This is a genomic window from Sphingobacterium sp. 18053 (assembly GCF_902706145.1).
Taxonomy (GTDB): domain Bacteria; phylum Bacteroidota; class Bacteroidia; order Sphingobacteriales; family Sphingobacteriaceae; genus Sphingobacterium; species Sphingobacterium paramultivorum.
Map to the genome: position 1 here is coordinate 364934 of NZ_CACSJW010000001.1, position 16897 is coordinate 381830.

Consider the following 16897-nt stretch of genomic DNA (forward strand, 5'->3'; position numbering starts at 1 on the left):
TAGTGTATGGTATATTGTGAATTACAGATAACAAGTAATTTTAGTTTTCTCGAAGGTGCTTCTCATCCGGAAGAACTGATTGAGCAAGCGGCGCGATTGGGGTATAATTCTGTTGCAGTAACTGACCGTAATAGCCTTGCTGGAATCGTCCGTGCACATATGGCTGCAAAAAAAGCCGGTATACGACTGATTCCTGCTTGTCGTTTAGATTTACAGGATGGGCCCAGTTTATTGGCATACCCGACAGATAAAGAGGCTTATGGGCGGCTTTCAACATTGCTAACTGTCGGAAACCTAAGGACGGAAAAAGGAAAATGCGAATTGTACAAAAATGATGTGTTTCAATATGCTGATGGGATTATATTCATTATTTGTCCACCTGAAAAATTAGTGGCCGGTTTTGAGCTTGAGCAGTCATTTACAGCGTTTGTACAGGAATGTCAACAGCGTCTACAGGGTTGTCTTAATCTAGGAATAAAAAAACTCTATCGTGGTGATGATGCTAAATTATTGTTTAGAATAAATCAGTTGGGTGAGCACCTGGCTATCCCGCTTGTTGTACTTGGTGATGTATATTATCATGTACCGGAAAGGCGTGAATTGCAGGATATTTTAACCTGTATTCGTGAAAAATGTACGATACATACGGCTGGATTTAATTTACATCCCAATGCAGAGCGCTATCTAAAATCAATAACTGAAGTTGAACGATTGTTCAGACTGTACCCTGATGCTGTAGGACAAAGTGTAAAAATTGCCAATGCTTGTCGTTTTTCCTTAGATGATTTGAAATACATCTATCCAGATGAATTATCATCTCATGGTCGGACTACACAGGAAGAATTAAGTTATTTAACTTGGGAAGGTGCCAGTAAACGATTTAACGGAGATATCCCGGATGCAATTCGCGAAACGATTCAAATGGAACTGGATTTTATCGAACACAAAAATTATGCTTCTTATTTTTTGACGGTGTATGATTATGTTCGATTTGCGAAGGAAAAGGGAATTTTATGCCAAGGGCGTGGATCTGCAGCAAATTCAACCGTATGTTACTGCTTAGGTATTACTTCTGTTGACCCGTCAAAATACAGGCTTTTATTTGCGCGATTTATGTCCGATGCACGCGATGAACCACCAGATATAGACGTCGACTTTGAACATGAGCGCCGTGAGGAAGTCATCCAGTATATTTATGAAAAATATGGCCGAAATCGTGCTGCTATCGTAGCAACTGTCACACAGGTACGCTCCAAAGGGGCTATACGTGATGTTGGCAAGGCGATGGGGCTTTCCATGGATGCTGTAGGGCGTTTAGCAGGGGTCGTGAGTAGCCATTGGGACGATTATATCAATTTGGAACGTTTGGTTGAACAAGGCTTTAATCCGGATGACCAACATTTGCGAAAAGTTCTCGAATTGACACATCAGTATATTGGCTTTCCACGTCAATTGGGGCAGCATACAGGCGGATTTGTTATTACGCAAGGTAATTTGCATGAGCTTTGTCCCTTAATAAATGCCCGCATGGATAATCGGACAAATCTCGAATGGAATAAAGATGATCTTGAAGCACTCGGCTTTCTAAAGGTTGATGTACTTGCTTTGGGGATGTTGACCTGTATTCGCAAAGCTTTTCATCTCGCTAAAAAGCATTATGGAAAAGAGCTTACCCTGGCCGATATTGGGGCAGAGGACGATCCAAAGGTTTACGATATGATCTGTCATGCAGATACTCTAGGTGTATTCCAGATCGAAAGCCGGGCACAGATGTCGATGTTGCCGCGATTAAAACCACGGGAGTTTTATGACCTGGTCATTGAAGTAGCTATCGTTCGGCCTGGACCGATACAAGGTGATATGGTGCATCCCTATTTGCGCCGTCGAAATAAAGAGGAAGCTGTTGATTATCCCAGCACAGAGATCCAAACCATTCTTGAAAAAACCTTGGGGGTTCCTCTTTTTCAGGAGCAGGCCATGGAAATAGCCATAGTCGCTGCCGGATTTACTCCTGCTGAAGCCGACGAATTGCGCCGCAGCATGGCTACATTTAAAGCGAAAGGACAGGTATCTGCTTTTTACAAAAAAATGGTCGATGGTATGGTAAAGAAAAACTATACGGAAGAATTTGCCATTAGAGTTTTTAAGCAATTGGAAGGTTTTGGTAGTTACGGTTTTCCAGAGAGTCACGCAGCGTCTTTTGCATTACTGGTGTATGTATCCTCATGGCTTAAGTATTATTATCCCGATATTTTTGCGGCATCCTTACTCAATAGTCAGCCCATGGGCTTTTATCAACCTGCTCAAATTGTAATTGATGCACAGAAACATGGCGTAAAAGTACGTCCTATTGATATCAATCATTCTTCATGGGACAATACTTTAGAGGGAGAAATTGGAAAACCGCATGCTCTTCGATTAGGTTTACGTCAGATCAAAGGATTCTCAATGGAAGAGGCCGTTGTGTTGACTCAAGGTCGGCAGTCTGCCTATTCATCCATTACTGGTATGATGGATGTTGGACTATCTCTTATTGCGTTAGAGAAATTAGCTGATGCAGATGCCTTTACATCATTAGGTGTTGATCGTCGGCAAGCGCTTTGGGAAATTACAGCATTGGGTGATCGGCCGATTGCATTATTTGAAGGTCAAACGTCTGAAAGTGCCATGGAGGGGCAAATCGAATTACCTTTGTTAACCAAAAGCCAGCATGTGGTAGCAGATTATGCACGGACTTCACTATCCATTAAAGCACATCCAGTGAGTTTCTTGCGCGGAAAGCTCGATCTTCTCCATGTAGTGCCCACAGCAAAATTGGGCTTGATAAAAAATGATATGCCAGTGAAAGTATGTGGGTTGATTACTGTTAGACAACGCCCAGGAACCTCCAAAGGTGTTTTATTTATCACCATTGAAGATGATACTGGTTTTTCAAATATTGTCGTTTGGAGTAATGTGTTTGAAAAATATCGAAAAGAAATCCTCCGGGCAAAACTCCTTATGGTCGCGGGTAAAATTCAGGTTGAAGGTGAAGTTATTCATGTGATCGCACAACGCTGCTTTGATATGTCGGGTTTGTTAAAAGATCTGACCACAGAAGGAGATCATGCTGCGGATATTTTTCATAAGGGAAGAAATTTTCATTGATCTCTCATTTATTAATCTCATTTTTGAAGTAGAATGCTTTTACTTCGCGTAGGTAGCAAAGCATTCTAATCTATAGGAAATTAAAAGATATGACCAAAAATATTCTCGTCAATACGATCGAAATTGATAAAGCAACTATTCGTGAATTCATTAAACAGGGTGATGTAAATGCTGCTATTGATCTGATTGCCACCCAGGCAAATGTAAAGTATAAAACTGCTCGGGATATTGTGGAGATGTTTAAAGAAGACCATATTGATCTTTTTGATGGTAAAGACCTGTTTTTGGCTGATTATGATCTGCTTGAACATCGCGGCGATTCTCAGGAAGCAGATCACAAAGGATCTTCTTTTTTGGAAGTAGAAACAAATGAGCGTGGCCGAACTAGTATTTGGAAGGCACTTTTTATCTTTTCTGTCCTTGCCTTGCTGGCTTTCGTTATCTTAAATTACGTTGTGGGTTTTAATCAAATAGGGCATCATATCTCAGAACTTACGCAGCTATTCGATAAAAATGAAGGTTCAGCTGCCGCTGGTGCCGATACATCCAAACAAAATATCGCATTAAGTACTGGTGTCACCCGGGCGGGCGATGTTGAAGACCTCCATCCTGTAGATACAAATCTCTTACCATTGGATGTGAGGCAGACCGAAATAGCGCGAATATATCGGGCTCAGTTCGATCAATTGAAACCAGCAAAACATTCACCAACGGATGAAGATGCACAGATCGCTCTAATTCACCTCACAAATGGGCGGTTGACCGATGTTATTATTCAGCAAAAATTAACTGTAAAAATAGGGAAGTGTTATGAAAATTCGACCATGAAAGATAAGGGTACTTGCGTGAGTTGTATGATATTACTTTACAACAGGGAGAAGAAAAACTGGCAAGAAGCTCCCAATGGGGAGAATTTCCTGCGCAATGCCTATGATTTTTATCTGGCCAGTGGTTCAGACCTATGGGAAGCTAGCCCGCTGAGCATCCGTATTCCTTATGACTACGCTTTAGTAGACAAGTATAAGGCAGCAAATTAGCTACATTAATCCTTAGAGAAAGCTTGATAGCCCCAGCGAAATCCTGAACGAATTACCTGCTATTTTACTTTTTGTGAAGGTAAATAAGCTATTGAACATACGACGAATAAGAGTAATATGACCGATAGTGCGATCGAATAGCCATAGGCCGAAGAGATATCTTGCCAAATAAGAAATTTAGTCTCTTTCTGATGGAGGAATATACCGACAATAAAAGCGATCCCTAAGCATATAGATAGTTGTTGTACAGTGAGATAGATGGCAGATCCTACGGAAATTAGTTTTTCGTTAAGGTCTTTTAATGCGAGTGTCATTAATGCCGGCAGTACACTACCGCAGCCAATACCATAAAAAAAGAAGAGGGCGTGTATTTGGTAGCTATCTATGATCATCGTATTGAAAACGAAAAGATGAGAAAGTAACCCCAAAATCATTATTCCTAATCCATATAAGACAATGATCTTTCCGTGGCGTTGTATTAACTTGCTTACAATAACACTTGCCAATACGTAACCAATACCTTGAAAAACAAAGGCAATTCCTGTCATTGTTGCCGTATAATTCTTTTGATTTTGAAGATAATTGGAGTTAATAATAAAATAAGCATCCTGCACCATATAATAGGCTAATGCCGCTAGAAGGCCTAAATTGAAAACCCGATTATTAAATAAGGAGAAATTGAGTAGACTAGAACGGCCCGTTTGTTCTAATTTCCGTTGTTTTTTTAGAAATAACAGGACGAGAACAATTGCTGTTCCCAATAGCAGTAATGACCAGAGTGGCCATTTCAACTCAGGTCCCATGATTAAAGGGAAAATTATTCCCATTAAAAGGATAAACAACGTTATCATGGGGATAAAAGAGATCTTGGATTTTCCACTAACTTGGTCACTAAATGTATAACGATAGACAGCAAAGCAGGTAAGTATCCCAATGGGAACATTGATCAAAAAAATAAGACGCCAACTTTCATGTATCCAAGTCTGATCCGGAAGAATTCCGCCTAATAATTGACCTATTACTGAGGCAATACCTGCTATGCTTCCATAAATGCCCAAAGCCATCGATCGCTTCTCCGGATTTTCAAAAAGTAAAGTGATCAATGCGATGCCCTGTGGAACCATAAGTCCAGAGCTAATCCCCTGAATCAATCTTCCGGCCAATAAAATGTAAAGATTATCGGCTAAGCCACATAAAAGGGAAGCTACAGTAAAACAAGCCATCCCAATTAAATATAATTTCTTCTTTCCATAATGATTTCCGGCATTCCCAGCATTGATTAGAAGACTTGCATACCCAATAATATAAAGTATTATAATCCATTGCGTATCACTGTTTCGTAGATGTAGTCCATGTTGAATTGTGGGAAGGGAAACATTAATAATAAAGAGATCTATGACGAAAAGAAATATACCAGTTGAAAGGAGGAAAATATGAAGTAAATCTTTAATTTGAAAGCGCATATAGAAAGTTTTTAATAATTTTATGGTTAAAAATAGCTTGGATATTTTTTACAATCAAGTAGTTATAAATTATGTACTTGGTATGTTTTTATGAACTAATGGTCAGTATGAGGTGATTATGAATGAAAAAAAAAGTGAAAATTTTGGTGCCTGCTGTGATGTCAATGGGATTTTTAAGATAATAGGTGGAAAATGGAAAGTTTTGCTCATCAAGGCTGTTGCTAAACAATGCCCCAAAAGATTTGGTGAGCTACGGCGGGAAATGGAAGATCTGGCGCAAACGACATTGACTGTTCAGCTCCGTGAGCTCGAACGCGATGGTATTTTATGTAGACAGATTTACGCTGAATCTCCCCCACGCGTGGAATATAAACTCAGCGAATTAGGTAAAACTTTACTGCCGGTCATTGAAAGACTTGATGAATGGTGGTCAGATTACAAACGCGAAAGGGGATAGGCATTTAGCTTATCCCTTTTCGCTCCTCATTTTTGGTGATGCCCAATAAGACGATTGTACCGATGATACAAAAAGTGCCGATCCAGTCTGTTTGTCTAAATGGTGTATTTAACCACAAGACAGCTAATAGGGCTGCCGATAAGGGTTCGGCAGAAGCTAGAAGACTTGTCTTTTGTCCACCAATAAGCTTAACTGCTGTTAGATAAGCATAAAAAGGGATTAGTGTGCCGAAGACTACAATAAAAGCAGTGTAGCTATAGGTATATATATCCCAGATTCCATCAACTTCCCAAGGAGGTTTGACAAAGCAAAAAACGAGACCTCCCAATAGCATTCCCCAACCGATAACTATTGCCGCATTATACTTGTTTAACAAGTGGATTGGTTGTAGTGTATAAAAAGCAAGCGTAACAGCTGACATTAAACCAAAAAATAATGCGAGCGGAGAAATCGACAGAGAACCAAAATTCCCATGTGTGACTAAAAGAAATGTGCCCAGTATAGCTAAAAGTATGGCCAGGCAGGCAACTTTCGAAGGGAATTTTCTCTTGTTCAACGCCATGTAGATTGCGATCAGGACCGGACCTGTATATTGTAGCACTGTTGCGGTAGCAGCGTTGGAATAATTTATGGCGGCAAAATAAGTATATTGGACGGCTAATACACCAAAAATACTGAATAGAAGAAGTGCTAAACTATCTTTACGATGACGCCAAATCTGCCAAATCTCATTTTTCTTGTGTATTCCGGCCAAAAGCAATAATACAATGCCTGTCACAAGCATTCTTACGGTAATAAGCCATTCTACGTTAACTGCCCTTTTCTGAAAAAGAAATTGGCCAAAAGTACCCGATACACCCCAAAGAATAGCCGCCCCGATTGCCAAGAGGAATCCTTTCAAAACATGGTTTTTCATTGTTTTATCCGAAATAAATTTGATACTTAGTCTTGCTATAGCAAGACTTCTGCGTCAGTGATCCCTTTGGTTGAGAGGTCGGAGATGCTCCGAAGCGTTCTTTGAGAAATTTCTGTTAATGCTTCTGTTGTGAAAAAAGCTTGGTGCGCCGTAACCAAAACATTCGGATAACTCATCAATAATTGTATTGTTTCATCTTCAATAATTGTTGTCGATAAGTCTTTAAAAAACAACTTTTCTTCTTGTTCATAGACGTCAATACCTAATAAGCCAATTTTCCGTTCTTTAAGCGCTTTAATAGCATCATTGGTATTGATTAGATTGCCTCTGCTTGTATTAATAATTGTTACACCATTTTTCATCTTTTCCAATGACTCCCTATTAATGAGATAGTGGTTCTCGGGAGTAAGCGGGCAATGAAGAGAAATAATATCTGATTCTTTGAAGACTTCATCCAACGATCTGTAATTGACACCTTGTGCTGTAAGCTGCTGGTCTGGGTATAAATCATAGGCAATTACATCTGCCCCAAATCCCAATGCGATTTTGATAAAAGCCTTTCCAATTTTTCCAGTACCAATAACGCCAATTTTTTTCTGATGGAGATTAAATCCCAAAAGTCCATTCAATGCAAAATTTTGCTCCCGTACGCGATTATAGGCTTTATGTGTTTTACGATTCAATGTCAATAGCATGGCCATGGTGTGCTCAGCTACCGCTTCAGGGGAATAGGCGGGCACTCGACAAACTTTTATACCAAATTCCCTGGCAGCTTCCAGATCAACGTTATTAAAGCCAGCGCAGCGTAAGGCGATCAGCTCAACACCTTTTTGAGCAAGTACTTCAATAACTTGTCTGTTGAGTTTATCATTGACAAATGCGCAGACTACCTTCTCATCTTCAATAGCATTGACAATGTGTGGACCTAAATGCGTTTCATAAAAATTAAACTGAAAGCCATAGGTGCTGTTTTCTTGCTCAAAGAATAATTTGTCGTATGGTTTTGTCGAAAAGAAAGCGATTTTCATGAAATTGTTTGTTACGTAATAGTATAGTATAAATATACGGTATAAATCGCTTATTTGGAACCGCAATGCAGGATGATTTTCTAGTATTATAGTATAATTTGTTTTAAAATAGCTTAAATTAGAACAATCACATGAAAGCTATTTTAGTTGAATCTTAAGCATATTAATTACTTCCGATATGAAATGGTCAAATCAAATTACACAATTAATAGGTATTGATTATCCGATTATCCAGGCACCCATGTTTGGTGTTACCACACCAGAAATGGTCATTGCAGCATCACGTGCCGGAGCGCTCGGGTCGTTATCGTTGGGTGATCTACCAGCAGAACGCTGTAGTGCGCTTATTCGTTCAACCGCTGCATATGTAAAGAAGCCTTTTGCAGTCAATATTTTTGTAAATCATGTTCCTGAAGTTTCAGCGAATTTGAGGACAGCGTATAATGAAACAAAGGTTTTTGTTGAACAGTTAGCCCTGCAATATGGTTTAGAAGTAGCTTTACCGGAGCTCGATAGCATCCATATTACAGATTACAGGGAACAAATTGACGCGATCATAACCCAACAGTGTAAAGTTGTGAGTTTTACTTTTGGAAATCTGGATGCACAAAGTATAAAACGATTGAAAGACAATGATGTGATGATTATTGGTACATGCACTTCGGTGGCAGAAGCAATTGCTTTGGAAGAAGCTGGTATTGATATGATCTGTGTACAGGGATTAGAAGCTGGGGGACATCGCGGAAGTTTTGAGGAGGCACCTGTTCCTGAGATTGGCGGATTTTCTCTGCTACCACAAGTGAAAGAGCACGTAAACGTTCCGCTTATTTATGCCGGTGGGTTATATAATGCAAGCACGATCCATTCTGCAAAGCTATTAGGTGCCAGTGGTTTTCAGATTGGCAGTTTATTGCTCAAATCTAAAGAAAGCGCACTACTGGACTTTGAGAAAGCGCGTCTTTCTCATGTTCAGGAATCAGATATTGTCTTGACAAGGAGTTTTTCAGGGCGCTATGCCAGAGGTATAAAGAATACATTTATTGAAGCTTTGGACAAGTCGCAATATATCTTACCATATCCCTATCAAAATAAACTCACCGGGGAATTACGAAAAGTAGCCAAAGCCAATAAAAATGTCGATTTTGTAAATATTTGGGCTGGGCAATCGATCCATTCTTACAGTGAACTTTCGACAACAGATATTATGCAAACGTTAATCCGAGAAGTTGAAAATTTGCATACTAGTTTAGTTGTTTAACAATAATATAGAGTCCACCACCTGTCAGTATACTGTCATTTTAATTAAAACCAATAACTAAAATCTTTGTTTAAATTATTTAAATGGTGTTGTAGTGGTTAATCTACAACGAATTTTCTTTTTTTTTCGAACTTTGTATCACTGTGAAAAACTAAAAATCTACGGCTATGGGGAACGAAAAAAAGAGAATTCTTGTTATCGAAGATAATGAGATTCTATTAAGTACAATGCAATTTGTTCTTGTAAGGGAGGGCTATGACCTATTACTTGCCAAATCTGGCAAGGAAGCGCTCTCGTTGGTTTCTGACGAAACCATTGATTTGGTCATAACAGATCTGGCATTACCTTTTGCCAATGGTTACGAAATAATCGATCGCATTCGGAAAAGTAATACGAATAATCAGGTACCTGTTATTATTATTTCCGGTTACCGTGATGATAATAGTATTGTGGAAGGCTTTGAAGTCGGAGCCAATGATTATATTAAAAAGCCTATCTCTCCGTCAGAACTTATATCTCGTGTACGATTAAGAATAGGTCATGCTTAGTAAAACTGAACATATAATCCATTTAATTCGATCTTTTTTTGAATGCGAGGGCTGGCCTATTTAGGAGGTTTTTATCAGGATCAATTAACGCTGGCTGGCAACATCGTATAGACAACTGGGGTTTTACACTCATGGGCGGTTGGAGCTATTACAAAGTTGCTGAAAATAGATTTATGAATCAGTATGACCTAAATCTATCATTAAGGAAATATTTTTAATATGATGTGGAAGTTTATGTTATGTCTATTGTCAATGGTAACGATAGTTCAGGGTAAAGAAAGCATTACATTGGTTAATCAAGGGAAAACGGATTATGTCATTCAAGCGGATGCAAATGATCCTGTTTTACAAAAAGCTGCTGCGGTGATAAACACTTTTACAAAAGAAAGTACAGGTGTAGATTTTGCAATACAAGCGAAAGGCGAGGTCACACATGCCATTATTTTGGAAAAAAGCCCAATAACTAATACGTTTCCTGAAGATAGTTATTCCATACAAGCTGTAGGAAAGAATATTTATATCAAGGGAAGTGGTAAAGGTGTACTATTTGCGGCATATCGTTATGTCAGGGATATTATTGGTGGACGAAAGTGGTATGTAGGTAAAGAAAATACATCTGTTCCAAAATTGACATTCTTAGCAGTGGATTCAGATCTGAAGATTTATTCCAAACCAAATTTTGAGTTTAGAGAGGTTTATTTCCCTGTTGAATTGGATCAGGAGTATATGGATTGGTATGGTTTACATAATTTGGAAGAACGCTGGGGAGATTGGGGGCACACTTTCAGTAAAATATTGCCACCATCAGTTTATTTTAAAGAACATCCTGAGTATTACTCCCTATATGATGGAAAACGCCAACCTATTCAACTTTGTCTATCTAACGAGGACGTTTTTAATCTTACCGTAGCTTATTTTAAACGTAGGATAAGCGAAAACCCCACAGCTACTTATTGGTCTATCGCGGCCAATGACGATATTGGAAGCTGTACTTGCGATCGTTGTCAGGCGATTGATAAACGCGAGGGGGGAGCGCAAGGCTCACTGATTCACTTTGTGAATAGAGTGGCCGCACAATTTCCCGACAAAAAATTTACAACACTGGCGTATTTAGAATCAGCAAACGCCCCAACACACCTCAAGGTTGCCGATAATGTTTCTGTTATATTAAGTAATATCGATGCTTTTAGAAAAAATGACATTGGAAGTGAACCATCAGCAGCAACTTTTCGTAGACAATTAGGAGCTTGGAAAGCTAAAGCCAAACATGTATTTGTATGGGATTATCTGACACAGTTCACCAATTATCTTGCGCCATTTCCGATCCAAGGAACCATGCAGGAAAGTCTACAATATTTGAAAACGCAAGGTGTCGAAGGGGTCTTTTTGCAAGGTGGAGGGGCGACTTATAGTGATATGGCGGAGCTAAATGCCTATATATTGGCTAACCTCGCCTGGGATACGACGCTTTCAGAAGAACAGCTAACCAACGAGTTTATCGAGGGCTATTATGGCAAGGCTGGACCCTTTATTAAAGCATATCTTGCTGAACGAAGAAATCACTTGCCCGGGCCTTCATCAGCTTTATCCATTTACGGAAACCCGATTGATAATAGACATGACTTTTTAAGTCCAGAGGCGATGGATAAGTATAGTACATTATTAGAAAAAGCGGAAATAGCCAGTGAAGGTAGTCCTTTATTGGAATCCCGTGTCAGGCGTATTGGACTTGGGTTGGATTATACCTATTTGCAACAAGCAAGATTTTATGGACCGCATCAACATGGTATATTTGAACAAGAGGGGGAGCGTTGGGTTGTGAGACAAAAGGTGAGTCGTAAAGTAACACAATTTGTTGAAGATGCAAAAAAATTGGGCGTTATAGAGCTTGCCGAAGGTGGTGCATCACCCGATAGTTATGCAAAGGAGTGGTCTGAAATATTCAAAGCCGGGGTTAGAGGAAATAAGGCCTCTGAAGCAAATATTAAGTTGAGATATCCATTTGACCCTTCTTTCCCTGCCAATGGACTAAAAACACTTACAGATAGTGTGCCGGGCTATATGGATTATAGCTATAATTGGTTGCTATGGAACGGGGAGCCGATGGATATTACTTTTGATTTTGAACAGGAAAGGCGAATAGATACCATAACACTTAATTTTCTAAAGGATGCCCGACATTGGATATTTCCACCAAAAGAAATTCGAATTTCGGTATCTATGAATGGAAAAGATTTTCAAGATGTATTTCTCAGTAAGCTTGAATCCGTTGAGGAGGATTACACCTTGGATAAGATACCTTATCAAGTATTATTAAATGACAGTGTTAAAGTGATCCGAGTTTATGCTTCACCTTTGGCAAAACTACCCGAATGGCGGTATCATCCTAAGCGAAAGCCTCTTATAGCCTGTGATGAAATCTGGTTAAATTAATATAGAAAAGCTTATTAACGTTGGTTTTAAAGTGCTGTGGATATTGTTCTACAATAATTTATTTAGCAGTATAATTTTATGCGGAAAATGATTAAATTAGAGTTAACTAAGTTATAAACAGATTTATATGGAAATTAAAACATCTTCAAAATTTATCGCCGAACTAATTGGAACATTTGGTTTGGTGCTTTTTGGTTGCGGTGCAGCTGCTATTGCCGGAGCCAATACGATGGGCGGACTTTCTGGCCTGGGGCTCTTGGGCATTGCTGTTGCTTTCGGCCTATCGGTGGTGGTATTTGCGTACGCGATCGGTGGAATTTCAGGCTGTCATATCAATCCTGCGGTGACGGTGGGTGTATTGTTGGCCGGTAGAATGTCTGTCAAGGATGCTGTCGTATATATTGTCGCTCAGTTTATTGGTGCACTTTTAGGGGCATTTGTCCTTCAGCAGATTTTAAGTGGGCAATTGGCCGGATTTACCGCAGGGGAGTGGGCGTATGGCTCAAACGGTTGGGGTAAAGGATATCAAAACGAGTATGGTACTGCTTCTGCCTTTTTGATTGAAGCCGTGTTAACCTTCATTTTTCTGTTTGTGATACTGGCAACAACCTCGAAGGTAGGCAACAGCACAATGGCTGGGCTTGCAATCGGCTTTACGCTTCTATTGATCCATTTGGTTGCTATTCCTGTAACAGGTACGTCGGTTAATCCTGCTCGTTCATTTGGGCCCGCGATTCTGGCCGGCGGTCAGGCTTTATCGCAGCTTTGGCTCTTTATTGTAGCACCATTAGTAGGGGCAGCTGTAGCAGCAGGCGTATGGAAAGCCCTTGAACCTAAAGACTAGTTTTTTAATTTTATAAGATGCGCCCAATACGTAAGAGATTACCTATTGGGCGCTTTCGTGTATATAAGATTTATTGGCTAGGGCGGAACAATCCCTAGGAATTCAATATATCATTTATAAAGTTAGTAACCTGTTTCTCGTCTGTAGCCCAGGAGGTGATCAAACGAACCGCTGCATAATCTGAATCGATATCCTTCCATATATAAAATTGATAATTTATAAGCAGTGCTTCGATGACCGATTTAGGTAAAATGGGAAAAATCTGATTAGTGGTTGATTCCGTTAGAAAGGAATATCCTTTGTCTTTGATGGCCTTCGCCATACGCATCGCAAGCGAATTAGCTCTTAATGCCAGCTCAAGATACAAATCATCTTGAAATAGCGTTAGAAATTGAATTGAAAGCACTCTGCCTTTGGCGAGCAAGGCGCCTTTCTGTTTGATCGCATAGTCAAAATCTACGGCTAATTCGGGACGGTTAAACACAACTGCCTCACCCAAAAGAGCACCATTTTTTGTTCCTCCAATGTAGAAAACGTCCGTGTATTTAGCGATAGCTGCAAAGGTTAAATCATTGTTTTCCGCCGTCAAAGCATGACCCAAGCGTGCGCCATCCAAATAAAGTAACAGCTGTTGCTGCTGACAGCATACATATAGCGCTTCCAACTCTGCCAAAGAATATATTGTGCCGATTTCAGTGGAATTAGAAATATAGACTATTCTTGGTTTTACCACATGTGGCGCCAGGGCATGTTCCTTGAGTACCGTAGTAACATCGTTAGGTGTCAATTTTCCATCAGAAGTTTCAACGGTAATGACTTTATGTCCAGTTGCTTCTATAGCACCAGTTTCATTTGCAGATATATGCCCTGTTTTTGCACTGATCACTGCTTCATGGATACGTAAAAGAAAAGATATGACAAGAAGATTTGTTTGTGTGCCACCAGATAAAAAGTGGATAACGGCTTGCTGATTAGCTATCTTTTTCTTCAAAATCGATTTGGCTTCTTTGGAATAGTCATCCTCCCCATAGCCCAATTGCTGTATCAGATTCGTTTCAATAAGCTTATCTAAAATGCGGGGATGTGCCCCTTCTGAATAGTCATTTTTAAAGTTATACATAAATTTATCTATTTAATGCGGATGCTTTATTAAACTCTTTTCCTAGGGTAGGATGTTCGAGTCTTGTGTACGTCAAATGTATACATACAATCTCATTTTTTAACAATCTTAATCTGGAAAAAATTAGGACAAAAGCTATGCGTTTTAAGTACTGATGTTGTAGGATAAGAATGTTTTCTGGAGCACCGTAAATGTTTTGTCAAAACTAATGATTAAATTCGGGAGAGAAGGCAGAATAACTGATTTGTCCTTATTAAATTATGAAAAGAGTCGTATTTGTTGCAAGTATTGTGCTGGCATTTGGAATGGGGTACGCATTTAGTAACCTGAGCCATTTCCATCGATCCACCGAATTGAAAAGGGTAACCGGTATAGGTGGAATTTTCTTCAAGTGTAAAGATCCTAAAAAAGTAAGAGCTTGGTATGCCGATCATTTGGGACTGGCTACAAATTCTTACGGCGCTGTATTTGAGTGGTATCAGGGAGCTGATAGTACGAAAAAGGGATTTACGCAATGGAGTCCTTTTAAAGAGAGCACGGCCTATTTTGGCCCTTCGGAAAAAGATTTTATGATCAATTATCGGGTAGCCAACATTGAGCTTTTAATCGATGAATTGAAGAAGGAGGGAGTTACGGTCCTTGATACGATCGAATCCTTTGACTATGGCAAATTTGCTCATATCATGGATATTGAAGGAAACAAAATAGAGCTTTGGCAGCCCAATGATCTTGCTTATGAAAAGATGGGCATCGATTTGGGAGCCAAAACCACGAAGTAGGTCTATTTAGTTCGTAACGTAGGATCTGTCTTTAACATTTGATAATTAAGATAATCAAGGAATGCAGCTCCGATGGCTCCCAGGCAGTAAGCCGCTAGATCCGACCATAAAAAGCCCTGTCCAAACACGAGCCGCAAAAGCGGATTGCTTCTTACCCAGATTAGTAAAGGATATTGTACAAGCTGTAAAAATTCGATGGCAAAACAAAATACAATTGTCGTCGCAAAAGAAAATAATAACGATTTCCTCGTAAGTAAAAAACGTGATAACCAATAAATCATAACCGCATAAAGTACATCGCCGGTAATGGTAGGAATGGCGGATATTTTCCGTGACAACAAACCCAGGAAGATGGTTAAAGCGACGAAAAGTAGATAATGTATTTTTGGTTTCATCGAAACGAATGTGCTACAGTGTTATTGCCTGAAATATGAGATCGTTTCAACGGGATTACCAAAGATCTTTTTGGTTCCTTTTTTCTGTGTAAATCCACCATGTTGCGCGATTATATTTGCAATGGAGAAAATAACATTCATATCGTTTTGAGGGTGAATAGTGGTAAGTAGTTTTCCATTCTGGTCGAATAGTTGAAGTTGGTTGACCAAGGAACGATTTATTTCCATGGAATGAATTACTTCTAACGGAATCATTTTGTCCTCCTTTCTCGGTTGTTTAATAGATAAGTTATTTTTATCAACTTGTATTTCTATCTTGGGATTGATGAATTGCAATAGTATGACTAGGGGACCGATTACAACGACAGCAACCAATATCCCAAGACCTTTTGCTGAACCAAAATTGTTTACTGCATCGGCTAGTCCGTTTATACCGCCAAAAATTAAACAGCATAGGATAAATACAACAATTAGGTAACCAAATCCAAAGATCAAGCCCTTTTTAACATTATGTGATTTAAATTGAAAGGTATTCATAGCAGTGGCTTCTATTTTTACGCGTTTTTATTTTAGTAAAGATATTTATATTTATGCAATCAGAGCTATCTTAGCGACGGAGATTTTGTTATTTCATTAAAGAAAGCATTGGAAAATATCATTGAAATTAAAAGAACTAATTTTCAGCGGAAGTCAGCATACTTTCAGCTGTTGAATTATGCGCTGTTTTCAATTCTCGGAATTGTGAGTATATTTTGGGATTGGAAAGCCAGTATTGCGCCAATAGTCTGCGTCATTATCTTCTATTTAATCGAGCGGAAAATTGACTTTTGGTCAAATGTTATTTGGTTTATCATCGCTTTTTTACTCCTTTCATTTTCTTTGTCATGGATATTCAGCTTGTCTTTTGGTATATTTATTTTCCAATGTCTATTACTAGCAGCCATTAAGCCTGCTATCGTTATATGGAAAGAAACCAAACAAGAACATACCGATGTGATCTTCGCAATGAGTTCGGAGTATTTTGTATGTTTAAGTCCAGATAACAGTGACTACAAAGGATATGCAATGAATCCTATGGGGTTTAAAAAGCGCTTTCCAATGTCAGCAGTTATTTCAGTTCAACGAGATGGAAATAGTTTAGTTATTGCCTTACAACAGCAGATTGTACGTCCTCGTGAATTGCGTTCAGAAGAAATCGAAATTATTCTCGAATATTTTAGAAAGAATAGACCGGATGTTTTAGCCGCAGTTGAAACAAAAATTATCCGTAAGGAAGAAGACCGAATATATTGGGTCAAGCTTATTGTTATCGGTATTCCATGTATATTGGTTGGACTATCCATCTATTTTTTGGCAGACAACGGAAGGAATACATTGGTCACAATACTTAGTATTGTTGCCGCATTGTTTCTTGGCCTGATTTTATTGAAAATTACAAATTTGATATATCGTTCATAACGATGGAAAAGCCA

General features: G+C 39.1%; 15 protein-coding genes. 9 read left to right on the forward strand and 6 right to left on the reverse strand.

The genetic code is table 11. The annotated features are described in order from the left end of the window. The first annotated feature begins 6 nt into the window (after positions 1 to 6). A complete protein-coding gene (locus GVK91_RS01655; RefSeq protein WP_159726603.1) occupies positions 7 to 3147 on the forward strand; it encodes an error-prone DNA polymerase in 3141 nt (1046 codons plus the stop codon). Positions 3148 to 3236: 89 nt separating this feature from the next. After that, positions 3237 to 4184, forward strand: coding sequence for a hypothetical protein (locus tag GVK91_RS01660; RefSeq protein ID WP_159726605.1), 948 nt, complete (start codon positions 3237 to 3239; stop codon positions 4182 to 4184). A 59-nt stretch (positions 4185 to 4243) separates the two neighbouring features. On the opposite strand, the gene GVK91_RS01665 is transcribed toward GVK91_RS01660, so the two are convergent. Further along, a complete protein-coding gene (locus tag GVK91_RS01665; protein ID WP_159726607.1) occupies positions 4244 to 5647 on the reverse strand; it encodes an MFS transporter in 1404 nt (467 codons plus the stop codon). Positions 5648 to 5765: 118 nt separating this feature from the next. On the opposite strand from GVK91_RS01665, the gene GVK91_RS01670 reads away from it, so the two are divergent. Then, positions 5766 to 6104 carry a helix-turn-helix domain-containing protein gene (locus GVK91_RS01670; RefSeq protein ID WP_083663640.1) on the forward strand — a complete coding sequence of 113 codons (339 nt, stop codon included), beginning with the start codon at positions 5766 to 5768 and terminating at the stop codon, positions 6102 to 6104. A 4-nt stretch (positions 6105 to 6108) separates the two neighbouring features. Here the strand turns inward: GVK91_RS01670 and GVK91_RS01675 are convergent, their stop codons facing one another. Together GVK91_RS01675 and GVK91_RS01680 are read right to left on the reverse strand one after the other, a co-directional pair. Next, positions 6109 to 7020 (reverse strand): DMT family transporter, encoded by a 912-nt coding sequence (locus tag GVK91_RS01675; protein WP_153848547.1) that lies wholly within the window; start codon positions 7018 to 7020, stop codon positions 6109 to 6111. Positions 7021 to 7055: 35 nt separating this feature from the next. Next, positions 7056 to 8048: a 2-hydroxyacid dehydrogenase gene (locus GVK91_RS01680; RefSeq protein WP_153848546.1), complete on the reverse strand. Its 993-nt coding sequence runs from the start codon at positions 8046 to 8048 to the stop codon at positions 7056 to 7058. 178 nt (positions 8049 to 8226) lie between these two features. Here GVK91_RS01680 and GVK91_RS01685 point away from each other — a divergent pair, with 178 nt between their 5' ends. The 4 genes from GVK91_RS01685 (at position 8227) to GVK91_RS01700 (ending at position 13131) form a co-directional block, all read left to right on the forward strand. Beyond that, positions 8227 to 9306, forward strand: coding sequence for a nitronate monooxygenase family protein (locus tag GVK91_RS01685; protein ID WP_153848545.1), 1080 nt, complete (start codon positions 8227 to 8229; stop codon positions 9304 to 9306). A gap of 167 nt (positions 9307 to 9473) precedes the next feature. Further along, on the forward strand, positions 9474 to 9854 hold the full coding sequence (locus tag GVK91_RS01690) for a PleD family two-component system response regulator (protein ID WP_153848544.1): 381 nt from the start codon (positions 9474 to 9476) through the stop codon (positions 9852 to 9854). A 252-nt stretch (positions 9855 to 10106) separates the two neighbouring features. Next, positions 10107 to 12287 (forward strand): DUF4838 domain-containing protein, encoded by a 2181-nt coding sequence (locus tag GVK91_RS01695; protein ID WP_159726609.1) that lies wholly within the window; start codon positions 10107 to 10109, stop codon positions 12285 to 12287. Between the two features lie 127 nt (positions 12288 to 12414). Further along, positions 12415 to 13131 (forward strand): MIP family channel protein, encoded by a 717-nt coding sequence (locus GVK91_RS01700; RefSeq protein WP_153848542.1) that lies wholly within the window; start codon positions 12415 to 12417, stop codon positions 13129 to 13131. A gap of 94 nt (positions 13132 to 13225) precedes the next feature. On the opposite strand, the gene GVK91_RS01705 is transcribed toward GVK91_RS01700, so the two are convergent. Next, on the reverse strand, positions 13226 to 14251 hold the full coding sequence (locus GVK91_RS01705; RefSeq protein WP_153848541.1) for a low specificity L-threonine aldolase: 1026 nt from the start codon (positions 14249 to 14251) through the stop codon (positions 13226 to 13228). Positions 14252 to 14511: 260 nt separating this feature from the next. On the opposite strand from GVK91_RS01705, the gene GVK91_RS01710 reads away from it, so the two are divergent. Next, complete coding sequence (locus tag GVK91_RS01710; RefSeq protein ID WP_200845516.1) at positions 14512 to 15030, forward strand: VOC family protein; 519 nt, start codon at positions 14512 to 14514, stop codon at positions 15028 to 15030. A gap of 2 nt (positions 15031 to 15032) precedes the next feature. Here GVK91_RS01710 and GVK91_RS01715 read toward each other — a convergent pair whose 3' ends face one another. Further along, positions 15033 to 15425: a DUF2809 domain-containing protein gene (locus GVK91_RS01715; RefSeq protein ID WP_159726611.1), complete on the reverse strand. Its 393-nt coding sequence runs from the start codon at positions 15423 to 15425 to the stop codon at positions 15033 to 15035. A gap of 21 nt (positions 15426 to 15446) precedes the next feature. Beyond that, the gene (locus GVK91_RS01720; protein ID WP_159726613.1) at positions 15447 to 15962 is read right to left on the reverse strand and encodes a hypothetical protein; all 516 of its coding nucleotides are present in this window, start codon (positions 15960 to 15962) and stop codon (positions 15447 to 15449) included. A gap of 108 nt (positions 15963 to 16070) precedes the next feature. Here GVK91_RS01720 and GVK91_RS01725 point away from each other — a divergent pair, with 108 nt between their 5' ends. Further along, the gene (locus tag GVK91_RS01725; RefSeq protein WP_159726615.1) at positions 16071 to 16883 is read left to right on the forward strand and encodes a hypothetical protein; all 813 of its coding nucleotides are present in this window, start codon (positions 16071 to 16073) and stop codon (positions 16881 to 16883) included. The last annotated feature ends 14 nt before the right edge of the window (positions 16884 to 16897 follow it).

Bases quoted from the DNA above. Each gene is read 5' to 3' on its own strand.
- GVK91_RS01655 (WP_159726603.1), top strand. From the start codon at position 7: ATGGTATATTGTGAATTACAGATAACAAGTAATTTTAGTTTTCTCGAA.
- GVK91_RS01660 (WP_159726605.1), top strand. From the start codon at position 3,237: ATGACCAAAAATATTCTCGTCAATACGATCGAAATTGATAAAGCAACT.
- GVK91_RS01665 (WP_159726607.1), bottom strand. From the start codon at position 5,647: ATGCGCTTTCAAATTAAAGATTTACTTCATATTTTCCTCCTTTCAACT.
- GVK91_RS01670 (WP_083663640.1), top strand. From the start codon at position 5,766: ATGAATGAAAAAAAAAGTGAAAATTTTGGTGCCTGCTGTGATGTCAAT.
- GVK91_RS01675 (WP_153848547.1), bottom strand. From the start codon at position 7,020: ATGAAAAACCATGTTTTGAAAGGATTCCTCTTGGCAATCGGGGCGGCT.
- GVK91_RS01680 (WP_153848546.1), bottom strand. From the start codon at position 8,048: ATGAAAATCGCTTTCTTTTCGACAAAACCATACGACAAATTATTCTTT.
- GVK91_RS01685 (WP_153848545.1), top strand. From the start codon at position 8,227: ATGAAATGGTCAAATCAAATTACACAATTAATAGGTATTGATTATCCG.
- GVK91_RS01690 (WP_153848544.1), top strand. From the start codon at position 9,474: ATGGGGAACGAAAAAAAGAGAATTCTTGTTATCGAAGATAATGAGATT.
- GVK91_RS01695 (WP_159726609.1), top strand. From the start codon at position 10,107: ATGGTAACGATAGTTCAGGGTAAAGAAAGCATTACATTGGTTAATCAA.
- GVK91_RS01700 (WP_153848542.1), top strand. From the start codon at position 12,415: ATGGAAATTAAAACATCTTCAAAATTTATCGCCGAACTAATTGGAACA.
- GVK91_RS01705 (WP_153848541.1), bottom strand. From the start codon at position 14,251: ATGTATAACTTTAAAAATGACTATTCAGAAGGGGCACATCCCCGCATT.
- GVK91_RS01710 (WP_200845516.1), top strand. From the start codon at position 14,512: ATGAAAAGAGTCGTATTTGTTGCAAGTATTGTGCTGGCATTTGGAATG.
- GVK91_RS01715 (WP_159726611.1), bottom strand. From the start codon at position 15,425: ATGAAACCAAAAATACATTATCTACTTTTCGTCGCTTTAACCATCTTC.
- GVK91_RS01720 (WP_159726613.1), bottom strand. From the start codon at position 15,962: ATGAATACCTTTCAATTTAAATCACATAATGTTAAAAAGGGCTTGATC.